Genomic DNA, 17,596 nt, shown 5'->3' on the forward strand with positions numbered 1-17,596 from the left:
ATAAAAAAATCAAAATATTATAAAAAATTAAAATTGTAAGGGAGGAGTTATATATGAAAGAAAATAAGTTATATGCTTATAAAATGCTTTGCTTTGTGATATTAATGTTTTTTGTGGGTTCAATAACAGTAAATGTAGAAGCAAAAGTTAAGAAAAATGCACATGATGTAAAAGCACTGAAACAGATAATAAAGCAGCAAAGAAATAGAGGAGCCGAAGTACCACGAAAGATGAATGCATGGACATATAAGTGGGATAAAAAAACAGGACGGTTAGTTAAAATTGACTGGGAAAATTTAAACGTAAATGGAAAGGTCGATTTTAACGAATTGAAAGGATTAAAAAATCTAAAGTGTGGTTTAAATGAGATAACAGAATTAAAAGTGAATAGATTACAAAAGTTAGAATATTTAAGCTGTGAAAAGAATCGATTAAAAAAATTAAGAATAACCAGATTAATAAAATTGAAAGTGTTAGACTGTAGTCATAATTATATAAAAAAGTTGGATGTAAATAAAAATATTAAATTACGTTATTTAGGATTCCAGAATAATAAAATTAAAAAAATTGATTTGTCAAAAACAAAAAAAATAAGATTTTTATGGTGCTCTGATAACAAATTAGAAACCTTAAACCTTAGCAAATGCGAACGGATATATCAAGGAATAAACTGTTCAAATAATCAATTAAAAAAACTGAAGTTAAGAAAAAATTCTTTTATAGGATATCTGGATTGCAGTAATAATCAACTTGAAACTTTAAATTTGGATTATATTTATGAGATACAGGATATATATTGTAGAAATAACAAGCTTAAAAAATTAGATTTTACTCATACAGATACATCTTTGTTATTTAAACTTGAAGTAGACATTGATGTTGAAGTGGTAGGGTTGAACGAAAAATATAATAAGAAGCAAAGACCTTTTGAAAATCCAACTTATTGGATATTTGAGAAAGATTTTTAAAACTTGAAACAGATAGTGGTAATAGGATAATAGCTTAAGAGCAATAAACTAGTCTGGATATAAACTTAGTTTTAAATATATGATTAAATGGTAGTATTAGAAAACCGGTTAAGTTTTAATAAATTTTAACCGGTTTTCTGGTTTATTTATTGGGACAAAAACTGGTAATATTTCGTTTTATAATTAAGAATACATAGGGAGAGGGAGGATAATATGAAAAAGATATATAAATTGATTGTTGTTACCATTATGCTTACAATATTCACATTTGGAATATCAGAAGCAAATGTTTCAGCAAATGATGATATGATGCAATCGGTAAATTATACATTGAAAGCTGGAACATTAACAGTATATGGTAATGGTGAAATGCCAAATTCTATGACTTTTGAAGAAAATAAAAATATTAAAAAAGTTATTATTAAAAATGGAGTGACATCTGTTAGTAATAAAGCATTTAAAAACTGTAGAGAATTGAAGAAAGTCGAGTTTAGTAAAACCGTAAAATCTATAGGATTTTATAGTTTTTATGGAACGGCAGTAAAAAACGTTGTTATTCCTAAAACAGTAAAAATAATAGGTTCAAAGGCTTTTAATCGTTGTAGAAATTTAAAAAAAGTAGTAATGCCAGGAAATTTTAAATATCTGACTAAGAAATATAAATTTATGCATGCAATTACTGATAAAAATTGTCAAGTAATACGTTTTAATACAGACTTTAATCCGAATAATGTTGAATTTTTGAGAACAAATAAATTTATAGTTAGGAAAGATGATTCTAACTATAGGAGTATTCATGGTTCTATATATAGTAAAGATGGAAAAGAATTATTGTTTATACCTTCTAATATGAAAAATCTCAAAGTTAAAAAAGGTTGTGAAATTTTTCATGTTAATGCAATTAATTATTCGATTGCAACCACTACAGATGGTTGTTATAGGACGGTATGTACAAAACTGAAAAGTATAACATTGCCAAATACGATAAAAAAAATTAAGGGTTATCCTTATACGCAGGAAGAATATTTCGACGATTTTGATAAGAGAAGAAATATAAAATTAAATCTTAAGTGTAAACTGTCTGAAAATCAATTATCAAAGTTATTACGACAAGTAGATTTTGATATGAAAGATTTGAGCAAAAAGTTACATTTAAACAAAATAAATAAATGTTATTTAAATAAAGCAAATGCAGTAATATGTTATGAAAAGCCAGTTGATAAAAAAGTAAATGCAAAAATAGTAGATATTATAATTCCTGACCAGGCAACCAGAATATGTGATATGGTATTTTCGGGGTTGGATGATGTTAAAAAAGTTAAAGTTGGAAAAAGTGTTAAGTCTATTGGAAATCAAGCTTTTTCTAATGGTAGTATAAAAGAAATAGTTTTGCCTAAAGGGTTAAAAAGAATCGGAAATGAAGCTTTTGGTAGAGCAGAATCAATGAATAATAAACTTAAGATAAATATTCCTGATACAGTTGAGCATATAGGTAAATTTGCATTTTATGATACATTAATAGGAAATGTTGTTATACCAGCATCTGTTAAGACAATAGGTAAAGGCGCATTTTGGTGTTTCTCAAGAAAAAAGATTACATATACGATACTTCGTCAGAATAGAAAGGGATATGATAAGGATTTTATAGGTGTGGGTAAAAATATAACATTGAAATATAAAGGAAATGTATCATATTATTCTACAAATGCAGAACTAGTTACAAGTGAGTCTTATTATGAAAAAAATACATATAAACATAATATATATTGGAATAAAATAAAAAATATAGATGGGTATAAAATAGAACTTATTAAGTATAATGGCAAAAATAAGTCGACAAAAAAATATAATGTAAAAGCAAATAAATCGGAAATACATATAAAAATGAAAGGTGAGTATACTAAGCTAGTTGTAAAAATGAAGCCTTATAAAATAGTAAAAGGGAAAACAGTATATGGAAAAACAACAAAAGTTATAGATTAAAGAGAGTGCTTGTAGATAGTAATTTATAGATATTGAAATATAATAGAAAATTTAAAATTCTATTTTTATCTTGACCACATAATTTAGGAAATGTAAAATAGATAAAAATGTAAAGTTAGGAGAAAGGAAATGGATATTAAAATATTACAAAAAGACATGATTGCTGCAATGAAAGCGAGAGACAAGGCAAGAAAAGAGTCAATCTCAGCACTAATTCAGGCAATTAAAAAAGTAGCGATTGATGCAGGATGCAGAGAAGATATTCCGGAGGAAATGGTAAATAAAGTAATCTTAAAAGAATTAAAGACAGTAAAAGAACAGATAGACAGCTGTCCGGCGGACAGAACAGATTTACTTGAGGAATATCAGGCAAGGTATGATGTGTTCAATGAATATGCACCAAAGCTTATGAGTGCAGAAGAGGTAGAAGCTGAGTTAAATGAGAAATTTGCAGATGTGATTGCGACAAAGAACAAAGGTCAGATAATGAAAACTGTGATGCCGGCGTTTAAGGGGAGAGCAGATGGAAAAGTAATTAATCAGATTGTTGCAAAACTTTGTCAGTAGAGATAGACGTAGGACTTTGTATAAGTTCTACGTTTTTTGTGATGGCGACGAGGAAAATGGACCTCATGCTTGCATAGATGGACATTTGACGACCGCTTACAATCCCGGAATGCGGCTGATGCCGCTTCCGGTGATTGTATAAGAGTTCCGAAAAAAAGTTATATTTATGTAGATACCCCTGTTTCCTGTGAAAAGCTTGAAACAAGGGAGATAGGGTGGGATGTCATAGTTTAGAGAAGGCAAGAGCAATAAATAAAATCCCCCCAACCCATGACAAATCCATTGAAAATTTTCTGCTGATTTTATGTCCAAGGCATTGTCCTAGGCACGTAAATATACATCCCAGAATAAAGGCACATATTACAGTCCACACAATAGAGATTTTTAAAAAGGCAGCCATTGTTCCGGCTATCAGGCTGTCAATGGACATTGCGACGGAGAAAAATACAATTTCTTTTAGAGAAAGTTTCTTATTTTTATCTGCGTCGGCTTCTAAGGGATTACAATAAATATTAATAATAAACTTTAAGTTTGAAAACCCGAGATGAATTTTTTTTTGCATGTTTTGATGTTTTTTAACAAATCGTTTTATAATGGAATCGGAGAACTTGAGAAGTCCTAAAAATAGAAGGCTAAAAAAACAAATTTCTTTTGTAAAAGTTTCCGGAATCCAGCTGTCAAGTAAGGTGCCAAAAGAAAGAGCGACACCCAGAAACATACTGCATATGCCGTTTGCAATTATAATCTGTAGACGAGACAAAACAACCTGATTTGTGCCATAAGCAATACTTGCCACAAAGATATCTATGCATAATGCAAAAACAAGAAGAATAATGTTGAGGAGCATATCTCAAAAAAGCCTTTTTTTATATTATATTCTGTTAGCAGAGATTCGTTTATAATATTTGTTTGATGGAAAATTCCTAAAAAGAAAATGGGAAATTCTGTTTTTTAGATTAAGTAGTTTTTTTTTATCTTGCATTGAAATATAATATATTTAAATGTAACATAGCAATGATAACGATAACAAATAAAAGGAGAATGATATGAAAAGGAGAGTTTTAGCATTTGTTTGCACATTGGCAATGATTGTTTCGGCAATGCCGGTCACAGGGCTGCATGTAACAAAAGTTATGGCTGCTGCGGACAAGCCGGATAATCTGCAATTAAAAGTTGAAAATAACAAAGATGTAATATCGTGGGATGAAGTAACGGGTGCTTCATCATATAAGATATATAAGTCGAATAGTAGATTTGGAACATATAGTCTGGTAAATACAACAACAGAACGGAGTTTTAGCTGTGAGGCAAAACAGGGTACATATTATAAAGTATCTGCTGAGTTGAATGGAAAGGAAACAGAAAAGTCCTCACCTGTTTCCGAAGAAACCGCCTTATTTGGAGAGAATGTTCTTATCTATTCACCGGAAGATAATAACTCTGAAATACAAAGAGAAGTGGACAGGCTTTTTACACAACAGGAAGAGGCACAGTTTGATGAAAACAGATATGCGGTAATGTTCAAAAAAGGAAAGTATTCAGATAACCTAAAATTAAACGTAGGATTTTATACACAGGTTGCAGGGCTTGGTGCTTTGCCTACAGATACTGCTATCGGAAATATTGAAGTGAGTGCAAACTGGCTTTTTGCAAATAATGGCGAGACAAAAAATGCTACGCAGAACTTTTGGAGAAGTGTAGAGAATTTAACAGTAAACAGCAATGTAATGTGGGCTGTTTCACAGGCTACTGCTTTTAGGAGAATGAATGTAAAAGGAAACGTTACTCTCGTTGACAATGGAAGTTGGGCAAGCGGAGGCTATATGTCAGATTCAAAGATTTCCAATACATTAGATTTGGCATCACAGCAGCAGTGGTTTAACAGAAATACAGAAGCTAAGTCATTTCAGGGAACAAGCTGGAATTTAGTGGATGTAGGGTGTGTAGGTGACAGCGATAGAGTAAATAATACATCAACAGTTCAAAATACGGTTATATCTGATACGCCGGGGACGGCAGAACGTCCGTATCTGGTCTGTGATGATAATAATAATTATAGTGTCTTTGTACCTGCATATAAGGAAAATACAGTAGGTATTTCCTGGGCGAACGGTAAGGAAGATGGAAAAAGCATACCGATAGAACAGTTTTATGTCGCAAAACCGGATACAGATACAGCTGACACAATAAATGCAGCATTAAAGAGCGGGAAGCATTTATTGCTTACACCGGGCATTTATAGAATTGACAAGCCAATCGAAATAACCAATGCGGATACGGTTGTTTTGGGTCTCGGATATGCCACATTAGAACCAATTAATGGTACGGAAGCAATGAAAATCGCAGATGTTGACGGTGTGAGAGTGGCAGGACTTTTATTTGAGGCAGGACATAAAAATTCAGAAACCCTGCTTAGAGTAGGTGAGGAAAAAACAGGACAAAGCCATGCAGCGAATCCGGTGGTGTTGTCGGATATATTCTTCCGTGTAGGTGGAGCAAACCACACTCAGACGGTGAGTTGTGATACATGTGTTCAAATTAACAGCAATAATGTAATCGGAGATAATTTCTGGGTATGGAGAGCGGACCATGGCTGGGATGCCAGTGTAGGCTGGGATGAAAATATCTGTTATAACGGATTGATTGTAAATGGTGATAATGTGACAATTTATGCTTTGATGGTGGAACATTTTGAGGAATATCAGACTATATGGAATGGTAATGGCGGAAAAATGTATTTTTATCAGAGCGAAATGCCATATGATGTACCAAGTACGGAAGCATATATGAGTCACAATGGAACTGTTGAAGGATGGGCATCCTATAAGGTAGCAGATACTGTTGAGACACACGAGGCTTATGGACTTGGAATGTATTCTTTCTATACAGGTGCAACCATTGACCAGGAGCGTGCAATGGAAGTGCCAAATGCTAAGGGAGTAAAGGTTACAAATGCTTTGACACATAATCTTGCAAATTCCAGTCAGGTAAAACATGTCATTAACAATGCAGGGACATCCACAAAAGATGATTATTGTCCAACAATAAAATTGTATAACGATAATTATGTTGGGAAAATTACGATAACTCCATCAGGAGCATACACGAATGCACAGATGGTTACAATAAACTGTGAAACAGAAGGAGCGCAGGTATATTATACGACAGATGGAAGCACACCTTCAAAAACAAATGGAACATTATATACGAAATCTTTTGAGGTAAATGAGACAACAACAGTAAAGGCAAAAGCTTTTGTGGATGGAAAGAATCCGTCAGAGACTACAGCTAATATTGTGATTGACGACAAAAATATTGCACTCGGAAAGACGGTAACATCAAGTTCTGTGCGTGAGGGAAGTGGAAATCGTGCGATGTATGCGATTGATGGTGATAATAGTACGAGATGGGAGTCTGAATGGCAGGATAACGAGTGGCTGAAAGTTGACCTTGGTGGAATGTATGAAGTGACAGGGTTCAAGATTATATGGGACTGGGCAGCGGCAAGAGATTATAATGTACAGATTTCAGAGGACGGTGCAAATTGGAGTAACATATATAAGAAAACATCCGGTTCCAGTAATGCAACTGTAAAATATACATTTAAAAATAAAAAGAGAGCAAGATATATCAGAATTTATTGCACAGCAAGGGTTTCGGAATATGGAAATTCAATCGTATCATTTGAAGTTTACGGAAATACAATAAACAATGTCAAAGTTGCGGATAAGCCTGATACACTACAAATTCAGAGTGTTAAAGCAAATGACGTGACATTGAATTGGAGGGCTTCAGGAAATGCTAAGTATTACAATGTATATCGTGCAACAGGAATCAGTGGAAAATATCTTCAGATAAATAAAGCTCCTGTTAGCGAAAATACATATACGGATAAAGTAAATGTTTTAAATGCGTCAAAATATTCTTATAAAGTATCTGCTGTATCTGAGGGAGGATATGAATCAGCGCTTTCCGATTTTGTAGTGTTAAGTACAAGAGATAACTATGGAAAACAGGCATTTGATTATAGTCCTGAGGCAAATACAACACAGGACCCGGAAGAGCCAAAGTATCCAAATGAAAGTATAGTAGATGATGAAGAAGAATTAAATAATCAGGCGTCCGAAGTGACAGATGCAGAGGGGAGACACGAGGCAGAGGATAGCGATTTAGTTGGCGGTGGAAGTATTTCTACTGTAGATAAAGGCTCTTGGAATAATTTCTCCGGGCTTTCCTATGTTGAAAATCTAAATGATAATACAAAGGATAATATTCATCAGTATATATCTTTTAAAGTAAAAGCAGACAAGAGTGGAATTTATAGAATAACTGTAGGATATACAGGCACAGATGCAGGTACTAAGTTGGGTGTTGCAGTAGACAATGGAAAGTGGAAACTGATTGAAACAATTCCATCAGAAAATTGGTGCCTAACAGAAGCAATTTCTATGGACATAAAATTAAACAAAGGATTAAATACAGTAAAAGTTTCCGGCGCCGTGGATGGTGGATGGCTGTGTCTTGATTATGTGGATATAAAATTTGCCAGAGAAGAAGCGACGACCGGTGTGCATCCAGAAACTACTCGGAAACCGGTTGAGACAACAGGTAAGGCAAAGCCAATTAAGGTAAAAGGAACGACTGTTAAATCTGTAACGAAAAAGAAATCATCGACCAAAGCAAAAATTTCTCTCAAGAAAGTAAGTGGAGCAAAAAGCTATAAAATACAGATTTCGACATCTAAAAAATTTAAAAAAGTCCTTGTCACAAAGACTGTAAAAAAAGCTAATTTTACTATAAAAAGCAAAAAAATAAAAAATAAGAAAAATATGTATGTGAGAGTACAGGTCTGCAAGATTATAAAAGGTAAAAAGTATTACAGTTCATGGTCTAAGGCGAAGAAATTTAAAATAAAGAAATAGAAAAATGGGTACGCTAAAATAAAATGCGTACCCACTTCTTTTGCTATAATTTATAAAATTATTATTACTATTTCCAAATATGAGGGGTAGTTTTGAAAGTGAGGGTGTGCTATACTTTATAAAGCAAAAAGCATATTGTGCGGTTTATTAAACGTTTTGTGAGATAATGGAGGATTTTATGATAGAAAAGAAAATTATTACAACAAATATGATATCAATGTTACTTGCAGTAGTCTTGGCAGTATCTTTGGTGACGGTGTGTCCGTCGGGAACTTCTTCAGCTATAGGTGAGGAGACAACGGCACAGGAAAATGTGGAAAGTAATGGCGTTACATACAATTTTTCCAATTTTACTGCGGGTTCGGCTTCTGGAAGTATAACACTTTCAACGGATGAGGCAGCTGCATACGACTTATATTGGGGTGATAAAGACGGAAATAAATTGACCTATAACGGTGTAGAATTTTCGGAATTTGGGAAAATAAATACAAAGCTAAACAGTACAACAGGAAACTATGAGGGGAACTATAAAATAGCATCGCCTTATACTGCAATTCCTGAAGGGGCAGAAAAATTATTAGTTTACAAGTCAGAAACAAAAACAGAGTACAGTTATAACATACCTGAGAGTAAGCAGTTTAATGCGGGAAAATTATCTTATAAATTTGCATTGATGAGTGATGTACATTATAACAGATACAGTGATTATTCTGCGGATGATTCTGTGGAGGCATTTGATAATGCTTTAAAATTTGTCAATAATCAGGGAATAGATTTTGTCGGTCTGACAGGAGACTTGAGTAATCAGGGAGAGGATTCCTCTTATAAAAAATTTAATACCGCAATAAATAAATATCCGGGAATGACCGTATATACATGTATGGGAAATCATGATGTATCATGGACAGGAAATGCAGAAAAACATGTAAAATCATTTGCAAAACAGGTGAACACAAAGAGAACTAAGGACAAAAATGTCAAAGTTATCAGTTCAAATGGTGTTGACTTTATATATGAAAAACAGGGTGATATATTTATTTTCTTTAGTCAGACAAAGGCATATTACAGGAAAAATGCATATTTAGTAAGTGATGACCAGCTTAACTGGTTAGAGAAAAATTTAAATACTTATGCCAATAAAAATGTATATTTGTTTTTCCATACATATATGGCATCAGAGAATGGGAATGGAGCAACAGCAGTAGGTAACCTTATGAATCCGGCAGGATATTCTTATGATTTGACATATATTTTTGGAAATTCAGATGAAATAAGATTTAGAAAAATATTAAACAGATATCCGAATGTTACAATGTTCAGTGGACATTCGCACTGGGCATATGACCAGCAAAAATACAATTCAAACCTTAACATTGGAAATATAAACAGCAGGAGAACAGGAGCTTCTCTTGTTCATTTAGCCAGTGTCAGCGCTCCTAGAACGATTCTGCCAAATGTAATGCAGCGTGACGAAAATAATGGTGTAAAGTCAGAGGGAACAATTGCATTAAAATACAGCGGATGTACAGTTTACATGGGAGTAGATTTTAAGAGTGGAAAATATTTGGCATATGCTACATATATTAATAAAGATGGCAAAAAAGGTACTCCACAGCCGGCAATTAAAACCGGTTCTACGAAAATTACTTCCGTAGGAAAAGTTAAAAAAGTATCTAAAAAATCGAAAAAATATAAGGTAGCAATTAAATACAAAAAAGTAGCAAAAGCATATAAATACCAGATTCAGTATTCAACAAACAGTAAATTTAAGACAGGAAAGACAAAGACAAAGTACACGAGTAAGGCAAGTTATACAATAAGCAAACTTAAGAGAAAAACAAAATATTATGTGCGAGTGCGGGCTTATAGATATCAGTTTGGATATAGAATTTATGGTAGTTGGTCTAAAGTTAAAAAAATAAAAACAAAAAAGTGATTTGCTACTTATAAAATAATGAAAGAAGTTTTAAAGAAAAATGGGTAAAGCAAGAAAAATAGTAAAAAAAAGCATTAGGCTCATAAATAATAAAACGATTCGAACAACAAAACAGATTAAAAACCATTCTAAAGTACAATTTAGACAAAAAAGAAATAAAAGAACTAATTATAATTTAGATATGGAAAATTTATCCAATAACAGAAAGGAACAGAGATATTACAATAAAAAACAGAGAAATCATACCTCTTCAAAAAAACTTACTATAGGCAGACTTCTTATAATTGACATTTTAGTATTATTGTTGATTTTAGCAATGTTTATATTTGTCCGATGTCACAGAGGAGATATATCAAATAATCAGATTGATTATAGGCACCTTGATATATCGGGGACATGGTACAAAGTCAATATAGATGAGATGAATAAAATTATATTTACTGATGATGGAAAATATGAAGAACAGGATATGTCAGGAAATAAAATAAAGTCGGGAACATACGAAATAGGAGAGCACTTGATTACATTTGATAAAGTTACTCTATCTATGGACTATGTTGATGAGAAAAAAGAGTTAAGGGATGCTATTGATGAGGACGATATTTCTGAATATGAACTAAACAAATATTTCTATACAGATGATAAGACAAGAAATAAAATATATTATTTTGCGGAGGAAGATGCCGCCGCAGATTGCCTGGAAGAAAACCTTTTATCCAACAGTTATTATGAAAAAGCAGGAATGTTTGATAAAGACGGATTTGCAATTGATGGTGAGGGAACACTTCTGGCATACAATGGCAAAGCGGAAGAGATTACAATTCCTCAAAACGTAAAGCGTATTGCTGAGAATGCGATGTCGGCAGATTATGACAGAGCACTCGATACAAAAAAGGTTACCATTTTGGGTAATGTGAAAAAGATAGATGCGGGTGCATTTTCATTTTCTACGATAGAGACAGTTGTCATTGAAAGCGGAGTTGAAGAAATAGAAACATGGGCATTTGGAGATAGTAAAATTAAGGAAATATATTTCCCTGATTACATTACAAGTCTTCATGCCGGTATTTTGGATACCGAAGAAGGATTGGAGGATTTGAAGATTCATTGTAAACCGGGCTCACAGGTGGAAAAATATTTTAAAGATAACCCACCGGATGGAAAATACGAGATAGTGGAGTAATAAATTGACGAAATTTGGTATTATAGGTGCAGGAGATATTGCAAATGCCATGGCAAAGACTATATCCAATATGAGTGATGTGGATATGTACGCGATAGCATCCAGAAATTTGGATAAAGCCGAATCATATAAAGAAAAATATAAAATGAAAAAGGCATATGGTTCTTATGAAGAATTAGTCAGAGATGATAATATCAATGTTGTTTACATCGCAACGCCTCATTCTTTTCATTATGAACATGCTATGTTGTGCTTAAAACATGGGAAGCATGTATTATGTGAAAAGGCATTTACAGCAAATGCACGTCAGGCAAAGGAGTTGATTGAGTATGCCAGGGCAAAGAATCTCTTTTTGGGTGAGGCAATGTGGACAAGGTTTATGCCTTTGACAAAAAAGTTTCAGCAGCTTTTACAGGAAAAAATTATTGGTGAAGTTACTTATATGACAGCAAATCTCAATTTTCCCATGATGCAAAAAGAAAGGTTATTAGAGCCGGAGTTAGCAGGGGGAGCTCTTTTGGATGTTGGAATCTATCCGTTGACGATTGCTTCTCTTGTTATGGGAGATGATATACAAAATATAAATGTTTCAGTAAGGCTTTCTGACCAGGGAATGGACATTGCGGGACAATACACTTTGCTTTATAAAGATGGCAGAATGGCAGATTTAAATTCAGGAATGTGTTCTTTCAGTGATGGAAATGCGGTGATATATGGAACAAAAGGTTTTATGGTATTAGAGGGAGTGAATCATCCCTATTCTATTAAAGTATATGATAGCAATAAAGTTATCTTTCAGGAAATACAGAGAGAACATCAAATAACAGGATATGAGTATGAAGTGCGTGCATGTGTTGAAGCAATTAAAAATAAACAGTTATTCTGTGAAGAAATATCTCACGAACAGACAATGATTATGATGAGACAGATGGATAAAATAAGACAGTTAATGGGAGTGAAATATCCTTTTGAATAAACTTATTAATATAATAATAGAACAGTTATCAGATTGATTATTTTAATCAGTTTGATAGCTGTTTTTTTAAGTAGTTTTAACAAAACTTTGTAATTACTTTTAACATGAAAAATATATGCTTATATTGTAAAAAAACAAAGAATCAAAATCAAAAGGAGAAAGGAGAGTATGAATGTATTGCAAGAGATACATCATACGGGAAAAAAATGAAAAAGAAACTTTTGGCAGTGATTGCTGCAACAATTATTACAACAATGGCAATTACAGGGTGTGGAAAATCGGGTAATGAAAGTAAAGAAACAAATGGTGATTCAGCTTCATCTGCAACAGGAGTAATTTCGGTAGTTTCCAGAGAAGATGGTTCAGGCACAAGGGGAGCCTTCGTAGAACTTATGGGAGTTATTGACGAGCAGGAAAATGATATCACAACACAGACAGCAGAAATAACTAACAGTACATCTGTTATGCTGAAAACAGTAAGTCAAAATGAGAAAGCAATCGGTTATGTATCACTTGGTTCCTTGTCAGCAGATGTAAAAGCAGTTGAAATTGATGGTGTGGAGGCGACGGCAGAAAATGTAAAAATAGGTACATATAAGGTATCGAGACCTTTTAATATCTGTTATAAAGAGGAAAAACTTACAGACTTAGATAAAGATTTTATCAGTTATATTATGAGTGAAGATGGACAGAAGATTGTAAATGATGAGGGTTATATTAGTCTGAAAGCAGAAGGAAAATATACGGGAAGTGGAAAGAAAGGCAAGATTACCTTGGCAGGTTCCACGTCAGTAGCACCTTTAATGGATAAAATTAAAGATGCATATGCAAAAATTAATCCGGATGTAACAATTGAAATACAGGAATCAGGTTCATCCGCAGGAATTCAGGCAGCAACAGAAGGAGCTGCACAGATAGGAATGTCTTCCAGGGAATTGAAAGATGAAGAACTTTCAGCAGGACTCACATTGAAACAGATAGCGATGGATGGAATTGCAGTGATTATAAATAACAATAATCCGTTAACAGGTCTCACAAGTGAGCAGGTAAAAAAAATATATACAGGTGAAATCACAAATTGGGATGAAGTAAAATAGTAAAGGAGTCAGATAAAGAGTTTGCCGCCGGTTACGGGGTGAATTGCTTTCAAACTAGAGGAGTAAAATCGTTGAATAAAGGATTAGAAGTCTTAATGAGAATTGTGTTTCTTGTTTGTGCCTGCATATCTATAGCAGCTGTTGCATTAATATGCATATTTATGTTTGCAAATGGTATGCCTGCAATACGGGAAATAGGAGTTATAAAGTTCTTATTTGGAGATACATGGAAAGCAAATCAGGAAATTTTTGGAATTGGTCCAATGATTATAGGCAGTATATATGTTACGGCAGGAGCAATGGTTATAGGCGTGCCGATTGGACTTCTGACAGCAGTATTTTTGGCAAAGTATTGCCCTGATAAATTATATAGATTTGTCAAACCAATTATTAATCTTATGGCCGGAATCCCTTCTATCATATATGGTTTCTTTGGCTTAGTGGTAATAGTTCCAGCGATACAAAATATATTTGAAACCAGTGGAAAGGGGATTTTGACAGCATCTATACTTTTGGGAATGATGGTTCTTCCTACAATTATTAATACGGCAGAATCCTCAATAAAAGCAGTGCCTTCAAGTTATTTTGAGGGGGCGTTGGCTCTGGGAGCCACAAAGGAAAGAAGTATATTTAAGACAGTTATTCCTGCTGCTAAGTCAGGTGTAATGTCAGGAATTATTTTAGGAATGGGAAGAGCGATTGGTGAGACAATGGCAGTTGTTATGATAGCAGGAAATCAGCCAATATATCCGGAAAGTATACTGAGTGGAACGAGAACACTGACATCCAATATCGTATTGGAAATGGCATATTCCACAGGATTGCACAGGAGAGCATTGATTGCAACAGCAGTGGTATTGTTTGTTTTTATTTTGATAATTAATGTATGTTTTTCAATTTTAAACAGAAAGAATGAAGAGTAAGATTCTGGGTTCTACATAAAGGAGAGAGTATAAATTGAATAAAATAAAAGAATATTTCAGGAAGCCAGGTTCACTGATAATGCTAATTTTAATCATAGTTGCTGTAAGTGTAACAATGGTTTCTATGGTTTATTTGGTGTTTTATATATTGATTAATGGCATTCCCTATATAACACCGGAATTATTTGCGTGGAAATATAATACGGAAAATGTCTCCATGACACCGGCAATTATTAATACTATTATTGTTGTTTTTTTGACGTTATTGTGTGCGGTGCCGATAGGTATAGCGGCAGCCATATATTTGGTAGAATACTCTAAGAAAAATTCAAAATTAGTAAAGATAATTAGAATTACGACAGAGACACTTGCAGGAATCCCTTCCATTGTATTTGGATTGTTTGGATTTATTGCGTTTGTTCTGGCATTAAAATGGGGCAATTCGTTGTTAGCAGGTGTATTTACACTGACAATGATGGTCTTGCCTACAATCATACGAACAACAGAGGAAGCGCTTCTGGCAGTACCGGATATGTTTCGTGAGGGAAGTTTTGGACTGGGTGCAGGAAAGCTTAGAACGATATTTGTGATTATACTTCCGGCAGCTGTACCGGGAATATTGTCAGGAATAATCCTTGCCATAGGAAGGATTGTCGGTGAGAGTGCAGCGCTCATTTTTACCGCAGGAACAGTGGCAGAGGTTCCTAAAAGTTTATTATCCTCGACCAGGACACTGGCAGTTCATATGTATTCCCTGTTAAATGAGGGGCTGTATACGAATCAGGCATATGCAACAGCGGTGGTTCTGCTTGTTATTGTATTAATTATAAATTGGTTGTCAGGAAAGGCAGCAAAAAAGGTTGGAAAGGAATCATAAATGGGAAAGTTTGATATTGAGAACATGGAACTCTATTATGGAGATTTTCATGCTATAAAAAACGTAAATCTTAGTATACCGCCAAATGAAATTACGGCGTTTATCGGACCGTCAGGTTGTGGGAAGTCTACAGTTTTAAAATCATTAAATCGTATGAATGACTTGATTACTGATTGTAAGATAGAAGGCACTATCTCCTTGGATGGTGTGGACATTTATAGAGACATTGACGTGAATTTGCTCAGAAGAAGAGTTGGGATGGTTTTTCAGAAACCAAATCTTTTTCCGATGAGTATATATGACAACATTGCTTATGGACCGAGAACACACGGAATACGTTCTAAATCTAAACTAGATGAAATTGTAGAGAGAACATTAAATCAGGCGGCAATCTGGGATGAAACAAAAGATAAGCTAAAGAAAAGTGCGCTGGCAATGTCTGGCGGGCAGCAGCAGAGACTATGTATCGCCAGAGCTTTGGCAGTGAATCCGGAAGTCATCTTAATGGATGAACCAACATCAGCGCTGGACCCTATTTCAACCTCTAAAATAGAGGATTTGGCGATAGAATTGAAGAAAGATTATACTGTGATTATGGTAACACACAATATGCAGCAGGCCGCAAGAATATCTGATAAGACGGCATTTTTCTTACTTGGAGAAGTTATAGAATATGGTGATACAGAGCAAATGTTCTCTATGCCAAAAGATAGGAGAACAGAGGACTATATTACGGGAAGGTTTGGTTGATTTATATGAGAAGCAAATTTGATGAGCAATTAGAAAATTTGAATAAAGAAATGATTCGTATGGGAAAATTATGTGAGCAGGCAATTGCCACAGCAATTAAAGTGACTATGGACTATTCCAATGAAGTGTTAAAGATAGAAGTATTTGATATAGATGCAGAAATAGATAGGAAAGAGAGAGAAATTGAAAATATCTGTATGAAGCTTTTGTTGAGACAACAGCCTGTGGCAAAGGATTTGCGGGTAATTTCGTCAGCACTGAAGATGATTTCCGATATGGAGAGAATTGGAGACCAGGCATCAGACATTGTAGAGCTGGCAAAATATATAAAAAATAGCAGTATTAAATATCAGGTTCCTTTAAATGATATGGCTAACGAAGTAATAAAAATGGTAACAAATAGTATTGATTCATTTGTTAATAAAGATTTGGATATGGCAAAAAGTGTAATAATCAGTGATGATGTTGTAGATAACTATTTTGATGATATAAAGTGTAAATTAATTTCTATGATTACACAAAGGACAGATGATGGAGAAGAATATATCGATATTCTTATGATTGCAAAGTATTTGGAGAGAATCGGAGACCATGCTACAAACATTGCAGGGTGGGTAGAATATTCAATACTGGGAACCCATGTGTAGGGATAAACTGTTATTGTGACTTAACTTAAAATTTACTTAAGCTTAACTTAGAAATTACATATACAAGTTACGCTAAGTTTAAGGAGGCAGTAATATGATTTTTTTAGTTGAAGATGACAGCAGTATTAGAGAATTAGTTATATATACATTAGACAGTACCGGTCTTCAGGCGACAGGCTTTGAACGGCCGTCTGAATTTTGGAAGGCAATTAGAAAGACAATGCCATCATTGGTGATACTGGATGTAATGTTGCCGGAGGAAAGTGGTATTGAAATATTAAAAAAATTGCGGAAGAATCCTATGACAGAAAAAATTCCTGTTATTATGGCAACTGCAAAGACCAGTGAATATGATAAAATTAACGGTCTGGAAAGCGGTGCAGATGATTATATTGCAAAGCCCTTTAGCATGATGGAGATGGTGGCAAGAGTAAAGGCTTTATTGAGAAGAGCTGAGTATAGCAGTACCCAATCGGATTATACGGTGAATAATCTTTATGTGTGTCCTGAAAAGCATATTGTCAAAGTGGATGGTCAGGAAGTTATTCTCACTTTAAAGGAGTTTGAAATGCTCTGTCTATTAATAAAAAATAGAGGAATTGTGCTGACAAGAGATCAGATGTTAAATAAGATATGGGGATATTCCTTTGATGGAGAAAGCAGAACTGTGGATGTTCATATCAGAACGCTTCGCCAGAAACTGACTACAGCGGGAGGGATTATTAAGACAATCCGTGGGGTAGGATATAAAATCAGTAATAGCTAAA

At 34.0% G+C, this 17,596-nt stretch carries 15 protein-coding genes; 14 read left to right on the forward strand and 1 reads right to left on the reverse strand.

Features of this window, described 5'->3' with window-relative positions:
- The first annotated feature begins 53 nt into the window (after positions 1–53).
- The 4 genes from Q5O86_RS01200 (at position 54) to Q5O86_RS01215 (ending at position 3,752) form a co-directional block, all read left to right on the forward strand.
- Positions 54–968, forward strand: a complete 915-nt coding sequence (locus Q5O86_RS01200; protein ID WP_302625330.1) for a leucine-rich repeat domain-containing protein — start codon at positions 54–56, stop codon at positions 966–968.
- A 213-nt stretch (positions 969–1,181) separates the two neighbouring features.
- Positions 1,182–2,951, forward strand: coding sequence for a leucine-rich repeat domain-containing protein (locus tag Q5O86_RS01205; protein WP_302625331.1), 1,770 nt, complete (start codon positions 1,182–1,184; stop codon positions 2,949–2,951).
- A 129-nt stretch (positions 2,952–3,080) separates the two neighbouring features.
- Positions 3,081–3,518, forward strand: coding sequence for a GatB/YqeY domain-containing protein (locus Q5O86_RS01210; protein ID WP_302625332.1), 438 nt, complete (start codon positions 3,081–3,083; stop codon positions 3,516–3,518).
- A gap of 69 nt (positions 3,519–3,587) precedes the next feature.
- Complete coding sequence (locus Q5O86_RS01215; RefSeq protein ID WP_302625333.1) at positions 3,588–3,752, forward strand: hypothetical protein; 165 nt, start codon at positions 3,588–3,590, stop codon at positions 3,750–3,752.
- Here Q5O86_RS01215 and Q5O86_RS01220 read toward each other — a convergent pair.
- A complete protein-coding gene (locus Q5O86_RS01220) occupies positions 3,742–4,365 on the reverse strand; it encodes a manganese efflux pump (RefSeq protein ID WP_368074716.1) in 624 nt (207 codons plus the stop codon). The genes Q5O86_RS01215 and Q5O86_RS01220 overlap by 11 nt on opposite strands.
- 199 nt (positions 4,366–4,564) lie before the next feature.
- Between Q5O86_RS01220 and Q5O86_RS01225 the strand changes: the two genes are divergently transcribed.
- The 10 genes from Q5O86_RS01225 (at position 4,565) to Q5O86_RS01270 (ending at position 17,595) form a co-directional block, all read left to right on the forward strand.
- Positions 4,565–8,440 (forward strand): discoidin domain-containing protein, encoded by a 3,876-nt coding sequence (locus tag Q5O86_RS01225; RefSeq protein WP_302625334.1) that lies wholly within the window; start codon positions 4,565–4,567, stop codon positions 8,438–8,440.
- Between the two features lie 178 nt (positions 8,441–8,618).
- A complete protein-coding gene (locus tag Q5O86_RS01230; protein WP_302625335.1) occupies positions 8,619–10,376 on the forward strand; it encodes a metallophosphoesterase in 1,758 nt (585 codons plus the stop codon).
- A gap of 40 nt (positions 10,377–10,416) precedes the next feature.
- On the forward strand, positions 10,417–11,559 hold the full coding sequence (locus tag Q5O86_RS01235; protein WP_302625336.1) for a leucine-rich repeat protein: 1,143 nt from the start codon (positions 10,417–10,419) through the stop codon (positions 11,557–11,559).
- Between the two features lie 4 nt (positions 11,560–11,563).
- Positions 11,564–12,535, forward strand: coding sequence for a Gfo/Idh/MocA family protein (locus Q5O86_RS01240; protein WP_302625337.1), 972 nt, complete (start codon positions 11,564–11,566; stop codon positions 12,533–12,535).
- A 206-nt stretch (positions 12,536–12,741) separates the two neighbouring features.
- Positions 12,742–13,632, forward strand: coding sequence for a substrate-binding domain-containing protein (locus tag Q5O86_RS01245; protein ID WP_302625338.1), 891 nt, complete (start codon positions 12,742–12,744; stop codon positions 13,630–13,632).
- A gap of 95 nt (positions 13,633–13,727) precedes the next feature.
- Entirely contained in the window at positions 13,728–14,555 is an 828-nt protein-coding gene (gene pstC, locus Q5O86_RS01250) for a phosphate ABC transporter permease subunit PstC (protein WP_368074720.1), read from the forward strand.
- 79 nt (positions 14,556–14,634) lie between these two features.
- Positions 14,635–15,432, forward strand: a complete 798-nt coding sequence (gene pstA, locus Q5O86_RS01255) for a phosphate ABC transporter permease PstA (protein ID WP_302625381.1) — start codon at positions 14,635–14,637, stop codon at positions 15,430–15,432.
- Positions 15,433–16,182 carry a phosphate ABC transporter ATP-binding protein PstB gene (pstB, locus tag Q5O86_RS01260; RefSeq protein WP_302625340.1) on the forward strand — a complete coding sequence of 250 codons (750 nt, stop codon included), beginning with the start codon at positions 15,433–15,435 and terminating at the stop codon, positions 16,180–16,182.
- A gap of 5 nt (positions 16,183–16,187) precedes the next feature.
- Positions 16,188–16,829: a phosphate signaling complex protein PhoU gene (gene phoU / locus Q5O86_RS01265; protein WP_302625341.1), complete on the forward strand. Its 642-nt coding sequence runs from the start codon at positions 16,188–16,190 to the stop codon at positions 16,827–16,829.
- Positions 16,830–16,923: 94 nt separating this feature from the next.
- The gene (locus Q5O86_RS01270) at positions 16,924–17,595 is read left to right on the forward strand and encodes a winged helix-turn-helix domain-containing protein (RefSeq protein ID WP_302625342.1); all 672 of its coding nucleotides are present in this window, start codon (positions 16,924–16,926) and stop codon (positions 17,593–17,595) included.
- Position 17,596 lies beyond the last annotated feature (1 nt).

The organism is uncultured Eubacterium sp., from assembly GCF_937958975.1.
In the GTDB taxonomy this organism is placed as follows: Bacteria; Bacillota; Clostridia; order Lachnospirales; family Lachnospiraceae; genus Eubacterium_G.